Annotated in this window: 21 protein-coding genes; 15 read left to right on the plus strand and 6 right to left on the minus strand. The window is 68.4% G+C overall.

Annotated elements, in window-relative coordinates; genetic code table 11:
- Positions 1 to 5: 5 nt before the first annotated feature.
- Complete coding sequence (gene sepH, locus ACIQCN_RS03585; RefSeq protein ID WP_400609440.1) at positions 6 to 1,352, minus strand: septation protein SepH; 1,347 nt, start codon at positions 1,350 to 1,352, stop codon at positions 6 to 8.
- 114 nt (positions 1,353 to 1,466) lie between these two features.
- Complete coding sequence (locus tag ACIQCN_RS03590) at positions 1,467 to 1,955, minus strand: DUF3093 domain-containing protein (RefSeq protein WP_400604182.1); 489 nt, start codon at positions 1,953 to 1,955, stop codon at positions 1,467 to 1,469.
- A 114-nt stretch (positions 1,956 to 2,069) separates the two neighbouring features.
- Here ACIQCN_RS03590 and dut point away from each other — a divergent pair, with 114 nt between their 5' ends.
- The 4 genes from dut (at position 2,070) to ACIQCN_RS03610 (ending at position 4,518) form a co-directional block, all read left to right on the plus strand.
- Positions 2,070 to 2,594 carry a dUTP diphosphatase gene (gene dut, locus ACIQCN_RS03595; protein ID WP_400604180.1) on the plus strand — a complete coding sequence of 175 codons (525 nt, stop codon included), beginning with the start codon at positions 2,070 to 2,072 and terminating at the stop codon, positions 2,592 to 2,594.
- Between the two features lie 91 nt (positions 2,595 to 2,685).
- Positions 2,686 to 3,399 carry a DUF3710 domain-containing protein gene (locus tag ACIQCN_RS03600; protein WP_400609442.1) on the plus strand — a complete coding sequence of 238 codons (714 nt, stop codon included), beginning with the start codon at positions 2,686 to 2,688 and terminating at the stop codon, positions 3,397 to 3,399.
- A complete protein-coding gene (locus ACIQCN_RS03605; protein ID WP_400609444.1) occupies positions 3,392 to 3,769 on the plus strand; it encodes a hypothetical protein in 378 nt (125 codons plus the stop codon). The genes ACIQCN_RS03600 and ACIQCN_RS03605 overlap by 8 nt, the downstream gene beginning before the upstream one ends.
- A 95-nt stretch (positions 3,770 to 3,864) precedes the next feature.
- Positions 3,865 to 4,518 carry a DUF3159 domain-containing protein gene (locus tag ACIQCN_RS03610; protein ID WP_400604313.1) on the plus strand — a complete coding sequence of 218 codons (654 nt, stop codon included), beginning with the start codon at positions 3,865 to 3,867 and terminating at the stop codon, positions 4,516 to 4,518.
- Here ACIQCN_RS03610 and ACIQCN_RS03615 read toward each other — a convergent pair.
- The gene (locus tag ACIQCN_RS03615) at positions 4,515 to 5,252 is read right to left on the minus strand and encodes a potassium channel family protein (protein ID WP_400604175.1); all 738 of its coding nucleotides are present in this window, start codon (positions 5,250 to 5,252) and stop codon (positions 4,515 to 4,517) included. The two genes, ACIQCN_RS03610 and ACIQCN_RS03615, sit on opposite strands and share 4 nt — an antisense overlap.
- On the minus strand, positions 5,249 to 5,923 hold the full coding sequence (locus tag ACIQCN_RS03620) for a potassium channel family protein (RefSeq protein WP_400604173.1): 675 nt from the start codon (positions 5,921 to 5,923) through the stop codon (positions 5,249 to 5,251). The genes ACIQCN_RS03615 and ACIQCN_RS03620 overlap by 4 nt, the downstream gene beginning before the upstream one ends.
- A 119-nt stretch (positions 5,924 to 6,042) precedes the next feature.
- Between ACIQCN_RS03620 and ACIQCN_RS03625 the strand changes: the two genes are divergently transcribed.
- From ACIQCN_RS03625 to ACIQCN_RS03675, 11 genes are all read left to right on the plus strand, one after another.
- A complete protein-coding gene (locus ACIQCN_RS03625; RefSeq protein WP_400604171.1) occupies positions 6,043 to 8,019 on the plus strand; it encodes an APC family permease in 1,977 nt (658 codons plus the stop codon).
- Positions 8,016 to 9,440, plus strand: a complete 1,425-nt coding sequence (locus tag ACIQCN_RS03630) for a class I SAM-dependent RNA methyltransferase (RefSeq protein WP_400604170.1) — start codon at positions 8,016 to 8,018, stop codon at positions 9,438 to 9,440. The genes ACIQCN_RS03625 and ACIQCN_RS03630 overlap by 4 nt, the downstream gene beginning before the upstream one ends.
- A gap of 163 nt (positions 9,441 to 9,603) precedes the next feature.
- Positions 9,604 to 12,429: an aconitate hydratase gene (locus tag ACIQCN_RS03635; RefSeq protein ID WP_400609446.1), complete on the plus strand. Its 2,826-nt coding sequence runs from the start codon at positions 9,604 to 9,606 to the stop codon at positions 12,427 to 12,429.
- Positions 12,430 to 12,557: 128 nt separating this feature from the next.
- The gene (dxs, locus tag ACIQCN_RS03640) at positions 12,558 to 14,531 is read left to right on the plus strand and encodes a 1-deoxy-D-xylulose-5-phosphate synthase (RefSeq protein ID WP_400604166.1); all 1,974 of its coding nucleotides are present in this window, start codon (positions 12,558 to 12,560) and stop codon (positions 14,529 to 14,531) included.
- Entirely contained in the window at positions 14,528 to 15,145 is a 618-nt protein-coding gene (locus ACIQCN_RS03645; RefSeq protein ID WP_400604164.1) for a DUF402 domain-containing protein, read from the plus strand. The genes dxs and ACIQCN_RS03645 overlap by 4 nt, the downstream gene beginning before the upstream one ends.
- Positions 15,142 to 15,702, plus strand: coding sequence for a hypothetical protein (locus ACIQCN_RS03650; protein WP_400604162.1), 561 nt, complete (start codon positions 15,142 to 15,144; stop codon positions 15,700 to 15,702). The genes ACIQCN_RS03645 and ACIQCN_RS03650 overlap by 4 nt, the downstream gene beginning before the upstream one ends.
- Positions 15,703 to 15,711: 9 nt before the next feature.
- On the plus strand, positions 15,712 to 16,689 hold the full coding sequence (locus ACIQCN_RS03655; protein ID WP_400609448.1) for an aldo/keto reductase: 978 nt from the start codon (positions 15,712 to 15,714) through the stop codon (positions 16,687 to 16,689).
- Between the two features lie 4 nt (positions 16,690 to 16,693).
- A complete protein-coding gene (locus tag ACIQCN_RS03660) occupies positions 16,694 to 17,719 on the plus strand; it encodes a nucleoside hydrolase (RefSeq protein WP_400609450.1) in 1,026 nt (341 codons plus the stop codon).
- A gap of 141 nt (positions 17,720 to 17,860) precedes the next feature.
- Positions 17,861 to 18,679 carry an ECF transporter S component gene (locus ACIQCN_RS03665; RefSeq protein ID WP_400604158.1) on the plus strand — a complete coding sequence of 273 codons (819 nt, stop codon included), beginning with the start codon at positions 17,861 to 17,863 and terminating at the stop codon, positions 18,677 to 18,679.
- Between the two features lie 9 nt (positions 18,680 to 18,688).
- Positions 18,689 to 19,432 carry an energy-coupling factor transporter transmembrane component T gene (locus tag ACIQCN_RS03670; protein ID WP_400604156.1) on the plus strand — a complete coding sequence of 248 codons (744 nt, stop codon included), beginning with the start codon at positions 18,689 to 18,691 and terminating at the stop codon, positions 19,430 to 19,432.
- 1 nt (position 19,433) lies between these two features.
- Entirely contained in the window at positions 19,434 to 20,954 is a 1,521-nt protein-coding gene (locus ACIQCN_RS03675) for an ABC transporter ATP-binding protein (RefSeq protein WP_400609452.1), read from the plus strand.
- Between the two features lie 47 nt (positions 20,955 to 21,001).
- On the opposite strand, the gene ACIQCN_RS03680 is transcribed toward ACIQCN_RS03675, so the two are convergent.
- Positions 21,002 to 23,155, minus strand: a complete 2,154-nt coding sequence (locus ACIQCN_RS03680; protein ID WP_400609454.1) for a 3-hydroxyacyl-CoA dehydrogenase NAD-binding domain-containing protein — start codon at positions 23,153 to 23,155, stop codon at positions 21,002 to 21,004.
- On the minus strand, positions 23,152 to 24,405 hold the full coding sequence (locus ACIQCN_RS03685) for a thiolase family protein (protein ID WP_400609456.1): 1,254 nt from the start codon (positions 24,403 to 24,405) through the stop codon (positions 23,152 to 23,154). Before ACIQCN_RS03685 ends, ACIQCN_RS03680 begins: the two co-directional genes overlap by 4 nt.
- Between the last annotated feature and the right edge of the window lie 109 nt (positions 24,406 to 24,514).

The following is a 24,514-nucleotide window of genomic DNA, read 5'->3' on the forward strand; positions in this document are numbered from 1 at the left end:
CAGGCCTAGTCGCTGCGGGTACCGAAGACGATCTCGTCCCAGGACGGGACGCTGGACCGCTTGGGCCGGGCCGGCTGCCGCTCCGGCACCTCAGGGTCAAGCGGGGACGGTGCGCCGGAGGAATCGTCGTCGTTTCGTGGAGCCGGCCTGCGCTGGCTGCCGCCGAGCAGCTCATCCAGCCCCGCGCCGCCGGAACTGCGGCCCGCGCCGCCTCCCGGGGAACCCTTTTGGGGGGACGCCACGATGGTGATCTCGCGCGTGGCGGTGCTGACGCCGTCGTGCAGCCGCAGCGAATCGTCCAGCCCGTCGTCCTCCGCCGTGTCGCGCAGCGGCGGGATGAGGCTCAACCGGGACAGCATGGACGGCCGCGCGTCGCGGCGGCGAATGAAGGATTCGCCGCGGCCCGCCGGAACTTCTTCCGGTTCTTCCGGAAGGTCCGGCTCCTCTTCCTCTTCTTCCTCAGCCACCACTTCGGAGGGCCGCGGGTGGGCGGCGGGAACCCCGTGGGTCAGGAGGAGCGCCAGGGCGTCGTCCGAATCCTCGTCGACACCCAGCCGTTGGCCGCGGCGTGAGCGCAGCATATCCAGCAGCTCATCCGGTTCCGCTCCGGCTGCCGGCTCCTCCCCGGCTGCGGGGACAGGGTGCGGGCCTCGGGCAGGACGGGCGGCGTCTGCGTCCGTCTCGAAATCGAAGGGCCGGTCCGAGACGGCGGACAGCCGGCGGGCCGGAAGCGGTCCGTCCAGCGGCTCCAGCTCGCTCAGCTGCTGCGCCCAGCGGTTGGCATTCTGCAGGGATTTACGGGAAGGGATGAAGGTCCACAGGGCCGGCGGCTCTTCGCCGATTCCGGCGGTGCCGGTGCCGGCTTCGAAGCTGGCGGACACGGTCCAGGTTCCGTCCTGGCGGCGCCAGGAGTCCCACTCCACGCCGGAGGGGTCGATGCCGTGGGCGGAAAGGCGGTGCCCCACCATGTCGGCCAACGTGGCGGGGCTGTCGCCGAACGCCGCACGGTAGGCATCATGTCCGGGAGCGGGAGCCGCCACCTCGACCTTGCGGGCCTGCTGGGCCACGTACTCCCGTTCGGCCAGCACCGGCCCCTCGTAGCGTTCCACCTTGGACAGCGGCAGCCCGGAAAGTTCCGCAACGTCCGCTGCCGTGGCACCGGCCCGGATCCGGGCCTGGATGTCACGCGGAGACATCGGGACGGACGGCCGCTCGGCCGCCTTCCTGGCAGGAGCGCGGCTCGCCGCCCGGAGTGCTTCGTCGATCGGCAGCTGGAACATCTCGCCGCCGGCACCGCTCAACAGGAGGTGCGTCCCGTCGTCGTGTACGCCTACAAGCCGTAGATCCTGCATGCAAATCCTCCACCCTGGCATTACTATCAATCGAAACTCTGCCACCCTCGCGCCGGGAATTGGCTCAAGGTACAGGGCGCGCCGCGAATTAGCGGCAGTCCGGGCGGGGAGGTGCTAGCGGCGCGAGAGTGCGGCGGTCAGCCGCTCAGGGTGCCGCGTGGACGTGAGCCAGTAGGGCGTGCGGTCGGCGGGGTCCGTGATCCGGATCCTGACCACCGGATCGATCCAGCCACGGATGCAGAGGTAGGCAAGCCCGTTGAGCCGGGTCCCGCGTTCGGCTGTTGCTTCGGAACCACGGAAGGCCTCCGCCTCGCCTACGAAGCGGCGTTCGATGGTGGCCCGCCCTACCGTCAGCGTGTCCCCGGTGACCTCGATGGCGGGTGTGGACGTCAGCAGGAGCACGCTGATGATGGCGAACAGCACTCCGGCGGCGGTAAAGCCTGCCGCCATGCTGATGGGGGCAAACACCAGGATCCCTGCCCCGGAGATGCCGGCCGCGATGATCCAGATCCACACGCCGGGCCACAGCTTCTCCCGGTAGATCACCCGGGTGCCGGCTGGCGGAGTGCTGGGAACGGGCGCGGCAGGGCTGGATTCGGGCATGGGGACAGCTTTTCATCTTTGGCCCGCTATTTCATCCCGGCTCCCGCCTGACCGATCCGATGGCCGCCCCCGCGCCTAGGTCAGGCGCAGGGGCGCGGGTTAGAGTGAGTGACTGTGACTGACCTTTCCGCCGCACCAGGCACCGTTATCAACGCAACCCCCGCCGGAGACGAAGCATGGGCACCTACCCTTCAGGTCGGGCTGAAAATGCTGGATCCCGGGTTGGAAGCGCCCTCCTATGCGCATCCCGGTGACGCCGGAGCCGACCTCCGCGCCCGCGAGGACGTCGTCCTCCAGCCGGGGGAGCGCAGGATGGTCCCCACGGGTGTTTCGATCGCCCTTCCTTTTGGCTACGTGGCGCTCATCCACCCCCGCTCCGGCCTGGCCACCAAGCACGGCCTCACCATCGTCAACGCCCCGGGAACAGTGGATGCCGGATACCGCGGCGAAATCGCGGTCACCCTCCTGAACACGGACGCCTCGCAGGCCATAGAACTCCGCCGCGGCGATAGAATTGCCCAAATGGTCATTCAGCGCGTGGAGTACGCACAGTTTGTTCCCGTGGATGAATTAAGCGGATCGGTGCGCGGCACCGGCGGATTCGGCTCCACGGGCGGATTCATCCAGCCCGGGACCTGACTATCCCGGTTTTCGTTACGGCGGCAGCAACGCACGACGGCGGCACCCGCCACGGGCGGGCCCGCGCACCTCACACTAAGGAGACAGCCCCATGGTCTTTGGGCTCGGCAGGAAAACCAAGAAGGAACAGGTCACTGAGCCGGAGGAGTCCCTGACCGCCGCGGAGCTTTCGGACACGGCGGCCGAAGGCGACCACCGGCGGGCCGGCGGCCCGTTCGACGAGTCCGAGGTGACGGGCCGGGATGGCTACGTGGACCTGGGCGCACTGCTGGTTGCACCCTCCGAAGGCCTGCAGCTGCGCCTCGAAGTCGAGGAAGCAACCCAGCGCGTGGTGGCCGTGACCCTTGACCTCAATGGCTCCAGCCTCCAGCTGCAGGCCTTCGCCGCGCCCAAGACCGAGGGGCTCTGGGATGAGATCCGTGGCCAGATCGGCCAGTCCGTCGGCGCGCAGGGCGGACAGGTCGAAGAAATCGAGGGGCCATTCGGCACCGAGCTCATCGCCAGGCTGCCCGCAGCGGCCGCCGACGGCAGCCAGGGCTACCGCGTGGCCCGCTTCGTCGGCGTAGACGGCCCCCGCTGGTTCCTCCGCGGTGTCCTGGGCGGTGCCGCTGCACTGGAACGCCCCGCTGCGGAACCGCTCGAGGCGCTGTTCCGCCAAGTGGTGGTAGTCCGGGGCGACAACCCCATGCCGCCGCGTGACCTGCTGCAGCTTCGGCTTCCCAAGGACGCAACCGCAACACCTCCGGCCGCCGCTCCTGCCCTGCAGGAGCCCGAGCGCGGTCCGGAAACCACACAGATTGGCTGACCCGATGGGCACCGGACGGGGAGCCGCGCCGCCGGACGGCGACGCCGGCTGCCTGTCCCCGAACCGGCTGCCGGCCAAGGGCCGGGTGCTGTGCCGCGGCCGGATCGAGTCGGTGACGTACGTTCCGTCGGGTGAAGCCCCGGCGTTCACCGCCATCGTGACGGACACCGCAGCCGGCAGGACCGGCAGGCCAGCCCGGCCGGGCGGGGAGCACGGCCGGCTTCGGGTCGTTTGGCTGGGCCGCCGCCGGGTCGCCGGGATCGGGCCCGGCACGGAACTGCGGCTCGAGGGCATGCTCTCCCACAGCCGCGGCCTGCCCACCATGTTCAATCCGCGCTACGAAATACTGTCCCGCCAGGAGAATGAATGACACCGTCCCAGCCCGGGCCGACGCCCGGCCAACGCCGCAATGCCGCATCGGGAGGCAACCACACGGGCGCCGGTGACCAACAGGAAGGGACTCCCATGGCGGACATTGCCGCAGGCTACGCAGCCAAGGCCGGCCTGCACCGCACCCACGATGGCCGCGTGGATGTGCTGCGCAGCGCCGGCGGTGTCCAGGGCATCGCCGAGAGCATCCTGCCTGGCCTGGTGTTCCTGGTGGTCTTCACGGTCACCCGGGAGCTGACCCCCTCACTGGTGGCGGCCCTGGCAGGCGCCGCGGTGTTCACCGTGGTGCGCCTCATCCAGCGGCGACCCCTGACCCAGGCCCTGGCCGGTGTGCTGGGCGTGGGAATTTCGGCGTGGCTGGCCAACACCACGGGCAAGGCCGAGGACTTCTACCTGCCCGGCTTCTTTACGAACGCCGGCTACATCGTGGCGATGGTGATTTCGATCCTGGCCAAGTGGCCGGTCGCAGGGCTGCTTTTCGGCTTCATCCGGAACGAAGGCCTCGACTGGCGGAAGGACCCGGCGCGGCTCAAGGCCTACCGGCTGGGCACCTGGATCATCGTTGCCGTCCTGGCGCTGCGGCTCGCTGTGCAGGTGCCGCTTTACCTGATGGGCCCGGACGGACTCACCGCCCTGGCCACGACGCGGCTCATCATGGGCGCGCCGCTGTACATCCTGGGCGTGTGGGTGGCCTGGCTGGTCACCAAGCCGGCACCTGCCGCCGCCTAACCGTCGAAACCGTCATCCTCCAGGGCCTGCTGCGGCGCCGCCTGAACCGCCGTGCCGGGAGCTGCGGCTTCAGCCGGTTCCGCTGACAACAGCGCCCGCAGCTCGTCTTCCGCAGCGATGGTGGTCACGAAGAACAGCTCGTCGCCGCCGTCGATGACGTCGTCCCGGCTAGGGGTGATGGGCGCATGGTCGCGGAGGATGGCCACCAGGGTGGAATCCTCCGGCCAGCGGATGTCGCCTACCGTCTTCCCGATCACGTGCGAATCGTGCGGGACGGTGAACTCCACCAGCGATGACACGCCGGTTTGCAAAGTGAGGAGGCGGACAAGGTCGCCGATCTCGACGGCCTCCTCCACCAGTGCGGTCATGAGCTGCGGCGTGTTGACTGCGACGTCGACACCCCAGGAGTCGTTGAACATCCAGTCATTCTTGGGGTTGTTCACCCGCCCCACGGTCCTGCCCACGCCGAACTCCGTCTTGGCCAGCAGCGAGACCACCAGGTTGACCTTGTCGTCACCGGTGGCGGAAACCACTACGTCCGCTTCCTCGACCTTGGCGCCCTGCAGGGTGCTCAGTTCGCAGGCATCACCAACCAGCCAGTGTGCGCCGCGCAGCCCGCTGCGGCCGATGACCTCCGGTTTTTGGTCGATCAGCAGGATCTCGTGGCGGTGGGCCAGCAGTTCCCTGGCGATGGACGAGCCGACGCTGCCGGCGCCAACAATCACGACTTTCACTGGAACTCCTTGGCGGGTGCTTTGGCCAGGACCTGGGCAACCTGGGCGCTGCGGTCCACATGCAGCATGGCATGGACGGTGTCGCCGTCCTGGTAGGCGGTTCCGGCGTCCGGCAGCATGCCCTCGCCAAAGCGGGTCAGATACGCCACGCGGATACCCGCGGCCGCCTCGATGCTGCTGATCCGGTGCCCCACCCAGGCGGCGTCCAGGTCCAGTTCGGCCAGGACCAGCCGGCCGGACGGTTCGCGGAAGTCGCCGGCCAGGTGCTGTTCGGGCAGGATCCGGCGCAGGACCTGGTCTGCGCTCCAGCGGACTGCCGCGACCGTGGGAATGCCCAGCCGCTGGTAGATTTCGGCCCGGCCGGGATCATAGATCCGGGCTACCACGTGCGGGACGTGGAAGGTTTCGCGCGCCACCCTGGTGGCCAGGATGTTCGAGTTGTCGCCGCTGGAAACGGCGGCGAAGGCGTAGGCCTCGTCAACGCCGGCCTGCCGCAGAGTATCGCGGTCGAAGCCCACGCCGGTCACCTTGCGGCCCGTGAAGCCCTGCCGGAGCCGGCGGAAGGCCCGGTCGTCCTGGTCGATGATGGCCACGGAATGGCCGGCATCTTCGAGCGTGTGCGCCAGGGTTGCACCCACCCGGCCGCATCCCATGATCACGAAGTGCGCCACCGTTTCTCCTCTTCATCACCGACAACGTGCTGCAGCACGAAACTCTACCGGCCCGTCCCCTCATCGCGCCCGGGGCGGGCCGTCATGACATCCCCCGGGAATCAGACTAGCTTTGTGGGGTGCTGACAATATTCAATGCCGCCAAGCGGGTGCTGGTGGGCAGGCCGTTCAGGAATGACCGCCTGACCCACACGTTGCTGCCCAAGCGGATCGCACTCCCGGTGTTCTCCTCCGACGCCTGGTCCTCCGTAGCCTACGCCCCGGATGAAATCCTCCTGACCCTGGCACTCTCCGGCGTCAGCGCTGTCGCTTTCTCGCCCTGGGTGGGCCTGGCCGTCATGGTGGTGCTGCTCACGGTGGTGGCCTCCTACCGCCAAAACGTCCACGCCTACCCCTCCGGGGGAGGCGATTACCAGATTGCCAACGAGAACCTGGGCAGGTACGCCGGCCTGACGGTGGCGTCCGCGCTGCTGGTGGACTACGTCATGACAGTGGCGGTATCCATGGCCTCGGCCGCCTCCTACGTGACGACCGCGATTCCGGCGCTCCACGGCCAGCAGGCTCTCGTGGCGGCAGCCGGCGTGGCGGGCCTGGCGCTGGTAAACCTGCGCGGCGTCAAGGAAGCCGGCACGCTCTTCGCGGCCCCGTCCTACATCTTCATGGTGGCCATCCTGGGCATGACGGCGGTAGGGCTTTTCCAGGCCTCCACCGGCACGCTGGGGGAGGCGCCGTCGGCCGCCTTCACCATTGTTCCCGCCCCAGGCTTTGACGAGGGGCTGGTGGGCCTGGCGGGGGCCTTCCTGCTTTTGCGCGCCTTTTCCTCGGGCGCCGCGGCGCTGACGGGAGTGGAAGCGATCAGCAACGGGGTGCCCAACTTCCGTCCGCCCAAGAGCAGGAACGCCGCCACCACCCTGCTGCTGCTGGGACTGCTGAGCGCCGCCATGTTCGCCGGTGTCATCTACCTGGCCAACGCCACCAAGGTCCACATCGTCCTGGATCCTGCCACGGAGTTCCTGCTGGACGGCAAACCCCTGCCCGAGGGGTATATCCAGAACCCGGCCATCAGCCAGATCGCGCAGACCATTTTCGGCGCGGGATCCCTCCCGTTCTACCTGGTGGTTGCCGCCACCGGCCTCATCCTGGTTTTCGCATCCAATACTGCCTTCAACGGTTTCCCGGTCCTGGCCTCCATCCTGGCCCAGGACGGCTATCTGCCCCGCCAGCTCCGCACCCGCGGCGACCGCCTGGCTTTCAGCAACGGCGTGCTTGCCCTTGCCGCCGGAGCGCTGCTCCTGATCCTGGTGTTCAACGCCGACGTCACCAAGCTCATTCAGCTGTACATCGTGGGAGTCTTCATTTCCTTCACAGCCAGCCAGCTGGGCATGATCCGGCACTGGGGCAGGGAGCTCAAGCTGGCCCGGGACAAGGCCGCCCGGCTGCGCATGGCAAAGTCGCGGGCGATTAACAGCGTGGGCTTCGGCATGACTGCGCTGGTCCTGGTGATCGTCGTTGTCACCAAGTTCGAGCAGGGCGCGTGGATTGCGCTGATCGTCATGCTGGGCCTGTTCCTGGTGATGTGGAGCATCCGGGCGCACTATGACAACGTGGCCAAGGAACTGGCCGTGGACGAGGATTCCTCCCCGCGGGCCCTGCCTACCCGGGTGCACGCGGTGCTGCTCGTCTCGCACGTGCGCAAGCCTGTGCTGCGCGCCCTCGCTTACGCCCGCGCCTCGCGGCCCTCAAGGCTGGACGCAATCACGGTGGACATTGATGCGGAGGAAACAGCCGGCACCGTGGCTGACTGGGAAAAGCTGGAGATTCCCGTGCCTCTGACGGTACTCGCCAGCCCGTACCGGGAAACGGTGACGCCCATCATGGAGTACATCAAACAGATGCGGCGCGATTCGCCCCGCGACCTGATCGTGGTCTATATCCCCGAGTATGTCGTGGGCAAGTGGTGGGAGCAGCTGGTCCACAACCAGACTGCACTGCGCATCAAGACCCGGCTGCACTTTGAACCCGGCGTCATGGTGGCCAGCGTTCCCTGGCAGCTCAAATCATCCGAAGAAGCCAAGAACATGCAGGACGTGCAATGACCTCCCACAGCCCACAGCCCGCCGGCGCCCGGCCGGAATCTCCCGCCCGGGAACACCGTGAAGCCATCCTGGACATCGGGCCCGTGGCCCACGGCGGGCACTGCGTCGCCCGCGAGGGCGGCCGGGTGGTGTTCGTCCGGCACGGCATCCCGGGCGAAAAGGCCAGAGTCCGGTTCACGGACGCCGCGGAGAACGCCAAATTCTGGCGCGCCGACGTCGTGGAAGTCCTGGAGGGCTCGCCGGACCGCGTGGAGCACTTCTGGCATCCCGCGGACTCCGGGCGCGCCTGGTCCCACGGGCATCCGCCGGTAGGCGGCGCCGAATTCGGCCATATCGCCCTGCCCCGGCAGCGGCGCCTGAAAGCCGAGGTGCTGGCCGAGCAGCTGCGGCGGCTGGCCGGCGTGGACCGCCTGCCATCCGGCGCGGACCTTTCCGCCGACGGCGGGATCGCCGTGGAGGCCGTGGGAGGGGCACACCGGGAGGAAGGGATGTCCGACGCCGGCGCCGGACTCGGGTGGCGCACGCGCGCCAGCTTCTCGGTGACCCCGTCCGGGCGGCTTGGCATGCATGCCCACCGCTCCGACCACATAGTTCCCGTGCGGGAGATGCCGCTGGCCGGCAGTGCCATCAACGCGCTGCGGCTGTGGGACGTAGACCTGCAGGGCATCGAACGTGTCGAGGTGGCGGCGCCCGCCAACGGGAGCCGGCCGCTGGTCCTGCTGGCACCTGCCCAAGGCACCAGGGGCAAGCGGCTCAGCGCCGTCGCCGCGTCCCTTCCGCAGGACGTGTCCGTGGCAACGTTCGATCCAGCCACCGAGGAGGTGCGCCAGGTCAGGGGCCGCACATGGGTGCAGGAATCCGCGGCAGGACACGACTACCGGGTCACCGGCGCAGGGTTTTGGCAGATCCACCGCGACGCGCCCGGGACACTTGTGGGTGCGGTCACAGATTTCCTCGGCAGCGGCGGCTTCCTGCACCCCGGCTCGGTGGTGGCGGACCTCTACGCCGGCGCCGGGCTGTTCACCGCCGTGCTGGCGGACGCAGTAGGGGAAACCGGCTCCGTCCTTTCCGTTGAAGGGTCACCCGGAACCAGCCGCGACGCGCGGAAAAACCTTCACGCCGCACCCCAGGTGGATATCGTCCAGGGCCGCGTGGAGCGGGTCCTCCGCCAGAAACCGCGGAACTTTGACGCCCTCGTCCTGGATCCGCCCCGGGCGGGAGCGGGCAAGGCCGTGGTGGGGCAGCTGGTGGCCTCGCAGCCGCGGGCCATCGCCTACGTGTCCTGCGACCCGGCCTCATTTGCCCGGGACGTCGGATACTTCCGGCAGGCGGGCTGGGAGCTGCGTGGGCTGCGCGCCTTTGACCTGTACCCGCACACCCACCACCTGGAGACCGTGGCGCTGCTGACTCCGGCGCCATGATGCCGGGATGGTTTTCGACTACGATGGCCCTAGTAGTCCCACGTCGCGCCCGTAATCACGGCCGGCCGTGTGCAATTTTCGGGCCCGAACTAATTAGGGCGTCCTAACTAGCAGGCGGTCAACCGCGCGACAAAGATGAAACTGTTGCGAGAGGAGTCCTGCGATGAGCACTGTGGACAGCTTCGGTTCAAAAGGCAAACTTAATGTAGCCGGAACCGAATACGAAATTTTCCGGTTGAACTCCGTTGAAGGTGCAGAAAACCTTCCGTTCAGCCTCAAGGTATTGCTTGAAAACCTGTTGAGGACCGAGGACGGCGCGAACATCACTGCCGATCACGTCCGCGCCTTGGCAGGCTGGGATCCCAACGCCCAGCCCGATACAGAAATCCAGTTCACGCCGGCCCGCGTGATCATGCAGGACTTCACCGGCGTCCCCTGCGTGGTGGACCTGGCGACCATGCGTGAAGCGGTCAAGGAACTGGGCGGCGACCCCAAGCGGGTCAACCCGCTGGCACCGGCCGAGATGGTTATCGACCACTCGGTCCAGATCGACGCCTTCGGCAACTCCGGCGCACTGGAGCGCAACATGGAGATCGAATACCAGCGCAACGGGGAGCGCTACCAGTTCCTGCGTTGGGGACAGACCGCGTTCGACGACTTCAAGGTGGTTCCCCCGGGAACCGGCATCGTCCACCAGGTCAACATCGAATACCTGGCCCGTACCGTCATGACGCGTGAAGTGGACGGCGCCCTCCGCGCCTACCCCGACACCTGCGTGGGCACCGACTCGCACACCACCATGGTCAACGGCCTGGGCGTGCTCGGCTGGGGCGTCGGCGGCATCGAAGCCGAGGCGGCCATGCTCGGCCAGCCCGTCTCCATGCTGATCCCGCGCGTCGTGGGCTTCAAGCTCAGCGGCAGCATCCCCGCAGGCGCCACCGCAACCGACGTAGTGCTGACCATCACCGAAATGCTGCGCAAGCACGGTGTGGTGGGCAAGTTCGTGGAGTTCTACGGCGAAGGCGTCGCCGCTGTGCCGCTGGCCAACCGCGCCACCATCGGCAACATGAGCCCGGAATTCGGTTCCACCGCTGCCATGTTCCCGATCGACGACGTCACCCTGGACTACCTGCGCCTCACCGGCCGGTCCGAGCAGAACGTGGCCCTCGTCGAGGCCTACTCCAAGGAACAGGGCCTCTGGCACGATCCTTCCCGCGACATCAAGTTCTCCGAGTACCTCGAGCTGGACCTGTCCACGGTTGTTCCGTCCATCGCCGGCCCCAAGCGCCCGCAGGACCGCATCGAACTGACCGAGGCCAAGGACGAGTTCCGCCACGACCTCAAGAACTACGTTTCCCACGAAGCGGACGCCGGCACCCTGGACGAGTCACTTGAGGAATCGTTCCCCGCTTCCGATGCACCGTCCTTCACCGCCGGAGCCACCCATATCTCCGACACCGACCGTGAACCGCCGAAGTATTCGGCAGCGCACGGCGGCGCGGGACGCATCTCCAAGCCCGTGCCGGTCAAGATGGCGGACGGGCGCGAGTTCGAGCTGGACCACGGAGCGGTAACCATCGCCTCCATCACGTCCTGCACCAACACGTCCAACCCCTCTGTCATGCTGGCCGCCGCAGTGCTGGCCCGCAACGCCGTCGAGAAGGGCCTGACCGCCAAGCCGTGGGTCAAAACCTCCGTCGCCCCGGGCTCGAAGGTTGTCACCGACTACTACGAGAAGTCCGGCCTGACCCCCTACCTGGAGAAGCTGGGCTTCTACATCGTGGGCTACGGCTGCGCCACCTGCATCGGCAACTCCGGGCCGCTGGAAGCCGAGATCTCCGAGGCCATCCAGGCCAACGACCTTGCCGTTTCGGCCGTCCTCTCGGGCAACCGCAACTTCGAAGGACGCATCAACCCGGACATCAAGATGAACTACCTGGCCTCCCCGCCGCTGGTCATCGCCTACGCCCTGGCCGGATCCATGGACTTCGACTTCGAGACCGATGCGCTCGGTAAGGACGAGGCCGGCAACGACGTCTTCCTGAAGGACATCTGGCCCAACCCGGTTGAGGTCCAGCAGGTCATCGACTCCTCGATCGACAAGGACATGTTCACCAGGGGTTACGAGGGCGTTTTCGAGGGTGACGAGCGCTGGAAGGCGCTGGACACCCCTGCCGGTGACACCTTCGCCTGGGATCCGAACTCCACCTACGTCCGGAAGCCCCCGTACTTCGAGGGCATGCAGGCGCAGCCCGAACCGGTCAAGGACATTACCGGTGCCCGCGTCCTGCTGAAGCTCGGCGATTCTGTAACCACCGACCACATCTCCCCGGCCGGTTCGTTCAAGTCCGACACCCCCGCCGGGCAGTACCTGCTGGCCAACGGTGTGGAGCGCAAGGACTTCAACTCCTACGGTTCCCGCCGCGGCAACCACGAGGTGATGATCCGCGGAACGTTCGCGAACATCCGCATTAAGAACCAGATCCTGGACGGCGTCGAAGGTGGCTACACCCGCGACTTCACCCAGGAAGGCGGCCCGCAGGCGTTCGTCTACGACGCCGCGCAAAACTACCAGGCAGCCGGCACCCCGCTGGTGGTCCTGGCCGGCAAGGAGTACGGTTCCGGATCGTCCCGTGACTGGGCCGCCAAGGGCACCGCGCTCCTGGGCGTCAAGGCCGTCATCGCCGAGAGCTACGAGCGCATCCACCGCTCCAACCTCATCGGCATGGGCGTCCTGCCGCTGCAGTTCCCGGCCGGCGAGTCTGCAGCCAGCCTCGGCCTGAGCGGCACGGAGACGTTCTCCGTTGAGGGCGTCACCGCCCTGAACGAAGGCACCACCCCGAAGACGCTCAAGGTCACGGCAACCGCCGAAGACGGTTCCGCCACCTCGTTCGACGCCGTCCTGCGCATCGACACCCCGGGTGAAGCGGACTACTACCGCAACGGCGGCATCCTGCAGTACGTGCTCCGGCAGATCTCCGCCAACTAGCGGGTCCTGCCAGCAGGCACCATTTCACCGAAGCCCCGGCCGGTCAGTGACCAGCCGGGGCTTCGGCTTTGCACCCAGATCAACGCGTTAGAGTTAAACGGCACGTCTACCACCCGAAGGAGGGGTCATTGGGAATCTTGGACACCATCCGGAATCCGCAGGACCTGAACGAGTTGACCGAAGAACAGCTGTCGCAGCTGGCTTCGGAGATCAGGGAGTTCCTGATCACGAACGTCTCCCAGACGGGCGGGCACCTCGGACCCAACCTGGGCGTGGTGGAACTGACGCTGGCCGTGCACCGCATATTCGACTCCCCGCGGGACAGCATCGTCTTTGATACCGGGCACCAGTCCTATGTGCACAAACTGCTGACCGGACGACAGGATTTCAGCACCCTCCGCCAGGAAGGCGGCCTTTCGGGCTACCCCTCGCGCGCCGAGTCGGAGCACGACATCGTGGAAAGCTCGCACGCCTCCTCCTCTCTCTCCTGGGCAGACGGCATCTCCCGCGCCCGCCAGCTCACCGGCCAGGGCGACCGGCACGTGGTGGCAGTTGTGGGCGACGGCGCCCTCACCGGCGGCATGGCCTGGGAAGCGATCAACAACATCGCGGCGGACAAGAAGCGCCGCGTAGTGATCGTGGTCAATGACAACGGCCGCTCCTACGCTCCCACCGTGGGCGGCTTCGCCGACTACCTCGCGTCGCTGCGCCCCACCATTGATTCGTTCCGTGCCGCTCCGGCGTACGAGGTGGCCCTGGACTGGTGGAAGAAGAAACTCCAGAACGGCGGCCCCGTCGGCCAGTTCACCTACCGCAGCCTGCATGCCATGAAGAAGGGCATCAAGGACTGGTGGGCTCCCCAGGGCATGTTCGAGGACCTCGGCATGAAGTACATTGGCCCCGTGGACGGGCACAACCTCCAGGCCATGGAGCATGCCCTGTCCACGGCCCGGAACTACAACGGTCCGGTCATCGTGCACGCGATGACCGAGAAGGGCCACGGCTACGCTCCGGCCCGCGCCCATGAGGCTGACCAGTTCCATGCCGTCGGCATCATCGACCCCGAAACCGGTGAACCCACGGGCAGCGGCGGCGCCCAGTCCTGGACGTCCGTCTTCGCAGACGAAATCGCGGACATCGCAGATGAGCGCGAAGACGTCGTCGGCATCACCGGTGCCATGCTCATCCCGGTGGGCCTGCACAAGTTCGCCGCCCGCCACCCGGACCGGGTGATCGACGTCGGCATCGCCGAACAGCATGCCCTCACCTCAGCTGCCGGCATGGCATTTGGCGGACTGCACCCCGTGGTGGCCGTCTACGCCACCTTCCTGAACCGGGCCTTCGACCAGCTGCTCATGGACGTCGCGCTGCACAAGGCCGGCGTGACCATCGTCCTGGACCGGGCCGGCGTCACAGGACCGGACGGCGCCAGCCACCACGGCATGTGGGACATGGCCATGGTCCAGATCGTGCCCGGCCTGCACCTCGCCGCGCCGCGTGACGCCAGCCGGCTTCGGGAAGAGCTCCGCGAGGCGATGGCCATCAACGACGCCCCCACCGTGGTCCGCTTCTCCAAAGGATCGGTCGGCGCAGAAGTCGAAGCGCTCGAGCGGCTCAGCGACGGCGTGGACGTGCTGGCCCGCCGTCCCGCCGGCTCCACCGACAACGACGTCCTGATCGTCAGCGTGGGCGCCATGTCCGAGCTGGCGCTGGATGTCTCCAACCGGCTGGGCGCTCAGGGCATCAGCACCACCGTCGTCGACCCCCGCTGGGTCCTGCCCGTGCGGCGTTCCATCGTGGCGCTGGCCTCGCACCACCGCCTGGTGGTCTGCATTGAGGACGGCGTGCGTGCCGGTGGAGTGGGGTCGCGCATCCGGCAGGAAATGCGTGCCGCCGGGGTGGACACCGCCCTGAACGAGGTGGGCCTCCCCGTCGAGTTCCTGGACCACGGCACGCGCAGCCAGGTCCTGGAGCGCGTCGGCGTCACCGCACAGCAGATTACGCACGACGTCGTTGCACAGGTTTTGGGAACAAAGGTCCCCTTTGCGCGTCCCCTGCCCGGCCAGCAGCACCCCACCACCGGCAGCCTTCCCATCCTGTGAGGGGCGAGGCGGAACTCAAATACCCCGGGGTGCTGGGCGAGCCCGCCGGCCCCGGGCACCCCGGCGCCACGCGGGTTCCGGAGGGCCTGCGGCCCGGCCAGCTGGTGGTGGCACGGAACCGCAAGTGGAACGGCAAGGCGCACTGGGTGGTACCGGGCCGCTACCTGGGGGAGGACCGGCACGGCTGGTGGATCTTCCAGGGCACCAACGAGTTCTGTTCCCGACCGGGCGCCGCGTTCTACACGCGGTCAGATGCCGTGCTGCTGATCCCCCGCGAGGGCCAATGGGTGGCGACGTTCTACGATGACGCCCACCCCGGCGGAGTCCGCGTCTACATCGACCTTGCAGTCGCCCACGAATGGCACCCCATCCGGCGGGACGTCACGGAATTCCACGTGATCGACATGGACCTTGACGTGGTGCGCACCGCGGACCGCGGCGTCTTCATCGACGATGAGGACGAATTCGCCGAGCACCGGGTGGCCATGGATTACCCGCAGGCGCTGGCCGGACAGCTCGAGGCCGCAGCAGACCAGCTTTTACACGCCGTCAAGGCACAACACGCACCGTTCGACGGCAGTGACGCCGAATGGTTTACCAAAGGACGCACATGAGCGGCATCATCAGGGTTTACCGGCGCGACGACGAAGGTGTCCTCCACTTCCGGGAGGCCTGGTTCGATGAGGACTACAGCCAGTTCGTGATGAACTATGGCGTGGTGGGCCACCAGAGCAAGACCGAAGAGACCGACGTGCCCGATTCCGGCGCCGCGGAGGGCCTGCTGGACGCATTCGCGGCACAGTGCGCGGAGGACGGCTATGCCGAAATCCCGGACGAGGAGCAGTCCTGGGTGGTTGCCCAGTTCGCCCTGAAGACCCGGGAGGGCACGGACCGCGACCGCTACCTCCAGGAAAAGGCCACCGATGCGCTTATCAGCCACCTGGCCTGGCGTGGCCTGGGCACCGTGGAACGTTCGGAATTCACGGACTACAAGCTGAACATCTTTTGCCTGTCTCCGGAGGTGAACAAGGCCGTGAACGCCATCAAGGTGTGCATCCGCGGCGAGGACCTGGATTTCACCAAGCTCAGCATCGGCGCCGCACCGTTCGGGCAGCCGGACCGGTTCAAGCTCAAGCACTCGGCCAAACCGGCAAACAGCTTCAGCCTTTAGGAGGGTTCCGTGACCTCGTACCGACGCGTCGGCAAATCCGGACTTACTGTTTCCGCGGTGGGCCTGGGCTGCAACAACCTGGGCCGTGCCAACACGGCCACCGAATCCCAGGCCGGCACTGATGCGGTGGTCCACGCAGCCCTGGACGCCGGCATTACACTTTTCGACGTCGCTGACACCTACGGCCGCGAGCCTGGCCTGAGCGAAACGATGCTGGGCAGGGCCCTGGGCGGACGCCGGGCCGAAGCGGTGCTGGCCACCAAGTTCGGCATGGACATGAAGGGGGCCAACGGCGCCGACTACGGCGCGCGGGGTTCGCGGCGGTACATCATCCAGGCCGTGGAGTCCTCCCTCCGCAGGCTGGCGACAGACTGGATCGACCTTTACCAGTTCCATACGCCGGATCCGCTCACGCCCATCGACGAGACCCTCGCAGCCCTGGACGGCCTGGTCCGCAGCGGCAAGGTCCGCTACATCGGCCACTCCAACCGGGCCGGCTGGCAGATCGCGCAGGCCGAATACGTTGCCCGCGAACTCGGCACCACCCGCTTCATCTCCACGCAGAACCACTACAACCTCCTGGACCGGCGCGCCGAACTGGAGGTCACACCGGCCGCGGAGGAATTCGGCCTCGGGGTGTTGCCGTACTTCCCGCTGGCCAACGGGCTGCTGACCGGGAAATACGCTCCGGGCCGGGCTCCGGAGGGATCCCGCCTCAGCCACACCCGGACCCACATGGTGGAAGACGCCGACTGGGACCAGCTTGGCAGGTTCAGCCTGTTCGCACGGGAACGAGGGCTGACCGAGGTGCAGGTGGCCTTCTCCTGGCTCGCGGCCCGGCCGTCCGTGGCCAGCGTCATCGCCGGCGCCACGAGCCCCGGGCAGGTGCGGGAGAACGCGGCCGCCGCAGGGTGGACACCGTCGGCGGAGGACCTCGCGGAACTGGACACGATCTTCCCGGCCGTTCCCAAAGTGGCCCCCTTCTAGCCCGGTGGCCGCCTTCCTGCTGGACGTGGACACGGGCATCGATGATGCCCTGGCCCTGGTGTACCTGGCCGCGCTGCCGGACACCGAATTCGCCGCCGTCACGGCCTCGCCCGGCAACGTGGACGCGGACCAGGTGGCCCGCAACACCCTTGCCCTGCTGGAGCTTTGCGGGCGGCCGGACGTGGAGGTGGCCATCGGGGCCCGCGCCCCCCTGTCCATCCCGTTGCTCACCACCCCCGAAACCCATGGGCCGCAGGGCATCGGCCATGCCGTCCTGCCGGAACCGCAGGGAAGGCTCTCGCCGCGAAACGCCGTCGACCTTTGGATTGAAAAGGCCCGGGCGCGCCCGGGGGAGCTGACGGCGCTCATCACCGCGCCGCTGACCAACTTCGCCCTGGCCCTGCGGCAGGAGCCGGACCTGCCGGAACTGCTCGCGGGGGTGGTCATCATGGGCGGATCCTTCTACTACCAGGGCAACACCACGCCCACAGCGGAATGGAACACCCACGTGGACCCGCACGCGGCCAAGGAAGTCTACGCCGCGTACCGCGGCCGGCCCGTGGACAGGCTGCCCGTCGTCTGCTCCCTGGACACCACGGAGCGCATGGAACTTCGCCCGGAACACCTCCGGCTGCTGGCCGAAGCCGCGGGCGCCTCGGTACCTGAGCTGGTCCTGCCGGAGCAACCCGAAGGGCAGCGCAGCACCTCGGACAACATGGTTATCCGCCACCTGTCGGACGCCCTTCGGTTTTACTTCGAGTTCCACCGGCTCTACGACCAGGGCTACCTGGCCCATGTCCACGACTTCTTCGCTGCGGGCGTGGCAGCCGGCACCCTGGAGTATTCTGCCCGGCCCGCGACGGTGGATGTGGAGGCGGATTCGCCGCTCCTGGCCGGCACAACGGTGGCTGACTTCCGCGGCCTGTGGGGAATCCCGCCGAACGCCCGGATCGTAACGGGCAACAATCCCCGTCAGGCCTTCGCTGAACTGGTGTCAACGGTCGGCCGCCTGGCGCGGGAACGCGGCTGAGCGGCGGCCGGAGCCGGCGGTAGAATGGGGGCGGTCCGGCCAGGCACTGCTGCCCGGCCGCCGCTGCCGAGGTGACATAGGCGGCGTTCCCCAGGGCCCGGAACCTCCGGGCCTCCCGCGCCTGCACCCAAAGGAAACCGCATGTCATCGCCCTCCCTGACGTTGCCGTCCCCGGCACCCGCCGCCGCCCGCCGGCGCCGCCTGCTCGAGATCCTCGGCGCCGTGGCCATCGCCGGCACCTACATCTACCTCGTCCTGAACCAGCCGGCAGATATCACAGGGGGCCCCGGCAGCGCCTCGGCGCTGATTGCGCTCTCCGGTTTCCTGGCCGGGGCCGTCCTGCTGATCATCGCCGTCCTGCCCACCCTGCCCACCTCCACGCTGGTGCTGATCCCGGTTGCGCTGGTCCTGAACATCGTGCTGGGCCAGTTCGTGGGCAGCACCCTGGTGCCGTTCTACCTCGACGCGATAGGCACCGTGCTCATCGCGGTCCTCGCCGGCCCCGCCGCCGGTGCTGCCACGGGTGTGCTCAGCAGCATCGTCTGGTCCTTCTTCAACCCCACGGTCCTGCCCTTCGCCGCCGGCGCCGCGCTGATCGGCTGCCTGGCCGGGCTCGCCGCCCGCTACGGACTCTTCCGCCGCTTCTACCTGGCCCCCGTGGCCGGCTTCGTCACCGGCATCCTGGCCGGCGTGGTCTCGGCCCCGGTAGCCGCCTTCGTATTCGGCGGCACCTCCGGCGTTGCCACCGGTGCCATCGTCAGTGCCTTCCGCGCCATGGGCGATTCGCTGCTGACCGCCATCACCAAGCAGGCCCTGATTTCGGACCCGATGGACAAGGCGATCGTGTTCACCGTCGTGGCAGTCCTGGCATACGCGCTGCCACGCCGGGCCCGCCTGCAGTTCCCGTTCGTGCGCCGCCACCGCGTGCTGGCCGGCAAGGTGCCCGGACAGGACGCCTAGGCCACCTGCATGCGCCTTCACCCGCTGACCTCACTGGCAGCGGCCGGCAGCACCGCGGCCATTACGACGGCGGCGGCGAGCCTGCCGCTCTCACTGGCCGTGACCGCCGGCTGCGCTGCCCTTGCCCTGCGGGGCGGGACAGCGCGCCGGGTCCTTCCCGCGGCGGCAGCCGTCCTGCTGCCGCTGGCGGTGTCGCTGCTGATGGTGCACGGGCTCTTTTTCCCGCAAGGACGTACCGTTTTGGCGCACTGGGGACCTGTGCTCATCACCGCCGAGGGCCTGGCCTTCGCGCTGGAGCGGACTGCCCTGCTGGGCGCCGTCGTGGTGTGCCTGCTGTTGTTTTCCTTCACCGTCAAAATGCCGGACCTTGTGGCTGCCCTGTCCGCCCGGGGCGTCCGGGGCCGGGTTGCTTTTGTCCTGGCCTCCACGCTGACACTGCTGCCGGCCATTACGGCCAGGACCGCAGTGATCCGGCAGGCCCAGGAGGCCCGGGGCCTGGTGATCCGCCGGGGGCTGCTGCACCGGGTGCCGGCGTTCCGGCTGCAGGCGGTACCACTGGTTCTGTCGCTCATCGAGGAAGCCGGCGTCCGCGCCGCAGCCCTGGACGCCCGCGGCTTCAGCAGCACCGGCCCGCGCACCAGCTACCGGGAAGTGCCGGACTCCAACGGGCAGCGAATCCTGCGCGCCGGCCTGGTTCTGGCGGCGGCGGCCGCCGTGGCCGCCCGGCTCTGGACTACCGCGGCTGGAGGCTAGCATGCATGCCACTCCCGTCCCGGCCCTTGCCGCCGGGATCCGGTCCTTTGCCTTCCATGGGGAGGGCACGCCCGCGCTGAACGGGGTGGACGTTTCCTTTGCGCCAGGCTCCTGCACGGCGATCATCGGGGCCTCCGGCAGCGGCAAATCCACCCTGGGCCGGCTCCTTGCCGGCTGGCTCAGCCCCGGCAGCCACGGCACGTTGCACGGCCACCTGGCCGCGGCAGGCACCGTGCTGGAATTCGACGGCGGCCCCGAAGACCCGCGGATCGACCCCGCCGCGTGGGGCCGGCTGGTGGGCTTCGTTCCGCAGGACGCCGCCGCGGCCGTGTCCACCGTCCGCGCCACCGTGGCGGAGGAACTGGCCTTCGGGCTCGAGAACGCCGGCGTGGAGCGGGCAGCAATGGCCGCGGCCGTGGACCGCACGGCGGCGCTGGTGGGCCTGGATGCCCTCCTGGAACAGGACCCTGCCACCCTCTCCGGCGGACAACTCCGCCGCCTGGCCATCGGCTGCGCAGTGATCAGCGGACCGCCCGTGCTGGTGCTGGACGAGCCGGCCGCCTCGCTGGACAGCGAGGGCCTTGCAGAACTGGTGCGGCTGGTAGGGGACCTGTCAGCGGCGGGCACCGCCGTCGTGATCCTCAGCCAGGCGGTGGACGAACTGGTCCTGGCCGCCCCCGACTGGGTTGTCCTGTCGGCGGGCACGGCCGCCGCGCGCGGGCACCGGGATGAATTCCTGCAGGGGGAGGCGTTGCTGCCCGCCGCGGTCCGCAGGCCGCTGTTTGGCAGGCCCGGCTCTGCGCCCCGTGCAGTCCCCGCTGCCCATCATGCGGAATCCGGGAAGCCGTCCGCAGCCGCGCTGGAATTCCGGGCCGTGGCGTTCAGCTATCCCGGCGCGCGCACCAAAAGTCCGGCACGTCGTGTCCTTGACGGCGTTGACCTGACGGTGCGGCCGGGCGAAATCGTGGCTGTCACGGGCGCCAACGGCGCCGGAAAATCCACGCTGCTGCGCCATGCCAACGGGCTGCTGCAGCCGGACCGGGGCACCGTCCTGGTGCAGGGGCGCGGCATTACCGGCAAACCCGTAGGGGAGGTGGCGGCGTCCGTGGGATTCCTGTTCCAGCATCCGCGCCACCAGCTGTTCGAACGGTCCGCCCTGCGCGAGGTCAGATTCGGCCTGGAGCGGCTTTTCCCGGCCGCGGAAGCGGACCGGCGCGCCCGCGCCGCGCTGGAGGCCGTTGGCCTGTTGGCGGCGGCGCATCTCCACCCGGCCGAGCTCCCCGGGTCCCGGCAGCGGTTGCTCGCCCTGGCCACCGTCCTGGCCCGCCGGCCGGCGGTGCTGGCCCTTGACGAACCCACCGTGGCGCTGGACGCGGATGGCCTGGCCGTCCTGGACGCGGCGGTGCGGTCCGCTGCGGCGGAGGGCGCCGCCGTCGTACTGGTCACGCATGACCTGGACTACGCACGGACGGCGGCCCACCGTGTCGTGGCGCTCGACGACGGCCGGCTGGCAGGCAGCTAGGTCCCCGCCGGCCGGCACGCCACCCCGCCAGTGCCGGGTGGCCCCGGTTACACCGCGCCGGGCCGGGATGCGGTGCCGGGCGGCAGGAAGCGCTTGCCGTTGACGCGTTCCGAGGCGCCCACCCTGTCCAGGTATGGAGTGATGCCGCCCAGGAACATGGGCCAGCCGGCGCCCAGGATCATGCATAGGTCGATGTCCTCCGGACCGGCCACCACTCCTTCGGAGAGCATCAGCCCGATCTCCTCCGCCAAGGCGTCCTGGGTCCGCCGCAGCACCTGGTCCGCGGTGGACGGGGAGCTGCCCAAGGACAGCAGGGACATGGTGGAATCCGGAATGGACCGCGTCCCGTCCTGGCCCTCCACCCACAGGGTCCGCACGCCGTTGTCGATGAGCTTCTGCAGGTTGGTGCTGACCGGGAAGCGGTCGCCGAACGCGTCGTGCAGGGACTCCTGGACGTGCTGCGCTACGGGAAGGCCCACCATGGCGAGCAGCGTGAACGGTGTCATCGGCAGGCCCATGGGACGCAGGGCATTGTCCGCCACCTCGGCGGGGGTTCCCTCGTCGAACGCCGCCGTGACCTCACCCATCAGCCGCAGCAGGATCCTGTTGACCACAAAAGCCGGCGCGTCCTTGACCAGTACACCGGTCTTCTTCAGTGCCTTGGCCAGTTCGAAGGCCGTGGCCAGGACGGGGTCGTCCGTGCGCGGGGCGCGGACGATTTCCAGGAGCGGCATCACGGCCACCGGGTTGAAGAAGTGAAAGCCCACCAGCCGCTCCGGGTGCCGCAGGTCCTCTGCCATGGCGGTAACGGACAGCGAGGACGTGTTCGTGGCCAGGATGCAGTCCTCGGCCACGATTGCTTCCAGCTCGGCGAAGACCTGCTTTTTGACGGCCAGTTCCTCGAAGACGGCCTCGATCACGAAGTCCGCGTCCACGAAGGCCTGTTTCGACACCGAACCGGTGACCAGTGCGCGGGTGCGGTTGGCTGCGTCCTGGCTGATGCGCTTCCTGGCCAGGAGCTTGTCCACCTCGGCGTGGACATATGCCACGCCCTTGTCCACGCGTTCCTGGTCGATGTCCGTGAGGACCACGGGAACCATAAGCTGGCGGGCGAACAGGAGCGCCAGCTGGCCGGCCATCAGCCCGGCACCCACTACGCCGATCTTGGTGACCGGGCGGGCGAGTTTGCGGTCAGGAGCCCCCGCCGGACGCTTGGCGCGCTTTTGGACCAGGTCCAGGAAGGCATAGACCGTGGACCTGAATTCGTCCGTCTGCATGAGGTCTGCCAGCGTTTCGCACTCCAGGGCGGCGGATTCGGCCTGGCTCAGGGTGCGGCTGGCTTCCATGACATCCAGCACCTTGGCCGGTGCCGGCGCGGCGTTGGAGGTCTTGGCCTCAACGAAGGCACGGCCGGCCTTAATGGCGGCGGACCAGCGGGCGGCCACCTCCGGGGACAACGGGTCCACGGCCTTGGCCCTCTCCGGGACCACCTCGCCGGAGATGACCTTCGCGGCCCATGCCAGGGACTGTTCCAAAAAGTCCGCGGGCTCGAACAGGGCGTCCGCGATGCCCAGGTCAAAGGCCTGGGGGCCGGAGAGGGTGCGGTTGTTGCTGAGCGGGTTCTCGATCATTACCCGCACCGCGTTTTCCGGACCGATGAGGCGCGGCAGGATATAGACGCCGCCCCATCCCGGGACCAACCCGATGAATGCTTCGGGCAGGGCCAGGGCGCCGGCGCCGGAGGAGACGGTCCGGTAGGTGGACTGCAGCGCAACCTCCAGGCCGCCGCCCAGCGCGGCGCCGTTGATGAATGCGAAGCTGGGGACCCCCAGGTTCGCGAGGGTTGAGTAGGCGTCGTGTCCCAGCTGCGCCATCAGGCGGCCTTGTTCGCGTTCCTCCAGCGACTTCACTGCGGAGAGGTCGGCCCCGGCCACCAGGTAGTACGGCTTGCCCGTGATGCCGACGCCGACAATTTCGCCGCGGGCTGCACGTTCGCGCAGTCCCTCCAGGACCGTGCCCAGTTCCACCAGGGTGTTCGGCCCCAGGGTGGTGGGTTTGGTGTGGTCCAGGTCGTTGTCCAGGGTGATAAGGGCGAAGGTGCCGCCGGCCGCAGCGGGAAGCTGAATATCCTGGACGTACGAGTGGGTGACCGTCTCGCCGGGAAAGAGGCCGGCGAATGTGGTGAAATCTGCTGCGCTCATGCCATGGCTCCTTCGGTGGCGGTTCCGCTGTAGGCGGGGTGGTGCGGGTTTTCCCAAATGACGGTGGCGCCCATGCCCAGTCCAACACACATCGTGGTGATGCCGTACCGGACCGACGGATCTTCCTCGAACTGGCGGGCCAGCTGGATCATCAGCCGGACACCGGAGGATGCCAGCGGGTGGCCCACGGCGATGGCGCCGCCGTACCGGTTGACCCGGGGGTCGTCGTCGTCGATGCCGAAGTGCTCCAGGAAACTGAGCACCTGGACGGCGAACGCCTCGTTGATCTCGAACAGTCCAATATCCCCGATGGAGAGGCCGGCGTTCCTGAGTGCCTTCTCCGTGGCCGGGACCGGACCGATGCCCATGACTTCCGGCGCGACGCCGGCGTAGGCATAACTGACCAGCCGCATCCGCACCGGCAGGCCCATGGCCATGGCGGTGTCTGCGGAGGCCAGCAGCGCTGCCGTGGCGCCGTCGTTGAGGCCCGCGGCGTTGCCTGCGGTGACCCGGCCGTGGGCGCGGAAGGGAGTCCGGAGGGACGCCAGGTCTCCCATCGTGGTGTCCGGCCGGGGCGGCTCGTCCACGCTGTGGACGGTCCAGCCCTGGCCCGGCTTGCGGGCCGCGACGGGGACCAGGTCCGGCTGGATCCGGCCGGCGCTGTAGGCTGCCGCCAGCTTCTGCTGCGACGCCACGGCATAGGCGTCTGCGCGTTCCTTGGTAATGGAGGGGAACCGGTCATGCAGGTTTTCGGCCGTGTTGCCCATGTTCAGCGCGGCCGGATCCACCAGACGTTCGGACATGAACCGCGGGTTCGGGTCCGCCCCGGAGCCCATAGGGTGGTTGCCCATGTGTTCCACGCCGCCGGCAATCACCACGTCATAGGCGCCGAAGCCGATGCCTCCGGCCGTTGAGGTGACCGCTGTCAGGGCGCCGGCGCACATGCGGTCGACGGCGAATCCGGGCACCGTGCGGGGCAGCCCCGCCAGCAGTGCCGCGGTGCGGCCGAGGGTAAGGCCCTGGTCGCCGGTCTGCGTGGTGGCGGCTATGGCAACCTCGTCGACCTTTTCGGGCGGCAGTGACGGGTTGCGGCGGAGCAGTTCGCGAAGGCATTTGACGATCAGGTCGTCTGCGCGGGTGCCGGCGTAGATTCCTTTCTCACCGGCGCGGCCGAAGGGGGTGCGGAGGCCGTCGACGAAGACGACGTCCCGGATCGTGCGCAGTGGTGCGCCGCTTCCGTGGTGGCTCACGTGTAACTCCTCATTGAGACGTAGGCGCCGGGTGCATGCAGCGGTACGGCAGGCGGGCGGCAGTAACCCCGATGTTACTCGTGAGTAACTTAGCCCGCAAGGGCGGTCC

This window comes from Pseudarthrobacter sp. NPDC092424, from assembly GCF_044754925.1.
In the GTDB taxonomy this organism is placed as follows: domain Bacteria; phylum Actinomycetota; class Actinomycetes; order Actinomycetales; family Micrococcaceae; genus Arthrobacter.

Coding starts and splice junctions, on each gene's coding strand:
- ACIQCN_RS03600 (WP_400609442.1), top strand. CDS start 2,686: ATGGTCTTTGGGCTCGGCAGGAAAACCAAGAAGGAACAGGTCACTGAG.
- ACIQCN_RS03665 (WP_400604158.1), top strand. CDS start 17,861: ATGTCATCGCCCTCCCTGACGTTGCCGTCCCCGGCACCCGCCGCCGCC.
- ACIQCN_RS03650 (WP_400604162.1), top strand. CDS start 15,142: ATGAGCGGCATCATCAGGGTTTACCGGCGCGACGACGAAGGTGTCCTC.
- ACIQCN_RS03670 (WP_400604156.1), top strand. CDS start 18,689: ATGCGCCTTCACCCGCTGACCTCACTGGCAGCGGCCGGCAGCACCGCG.
- ACIQCN_RS03635 (WP_400609446.1), top strand. CDS start 9,604: ATGAGCACTGTGGACAGCTTCGGTTCAAAAGGCAAACTTAATGTAGCC.
- ACIQCN_RS03675 (WP_400609452.1), top strand. CDS start 19,434: ATGCATGCCACTCCCGTCCCGGCCCTTGCCGCCGGGATCCGGTCCTTT.
- ACIQCN_RS03630 (WP_400604170.1), top strand. CDS start 8,016: ATGACCTCCCACAGCCCACAGCCCGCCGGCGCCCGGCCGGAATCTCCC.
- ACIQCN_RS03610 (WP_400604313.1), top strand. CDS start 3,865: ATGGCGGACATTGCCGCAGGCTACGCAGCCAAGGCCGGCCTGCACCGC.
- sepH (WP_400609440.1), bottom strand. CDS start 1,352: ATGCAGGATCTACGGCTTGTAGGCGTACACGACGACGGGACGCACCTC.
- ACIQCN_RS03680 (WP_400609454.1), bottom strand. CDS start 23,155: ATGAGCGCAGCAGATTTCACCACATTCGCCGGCCTCTTTCCCGGCGAG.
- ACIQCN_RS03590 (WP_400604182.1), bottom strand. CDS start 1,955: ATGCCCGAATCCAGCCCTGCCGCGCCCGTTCCCAGCACTCCGCCAGCC.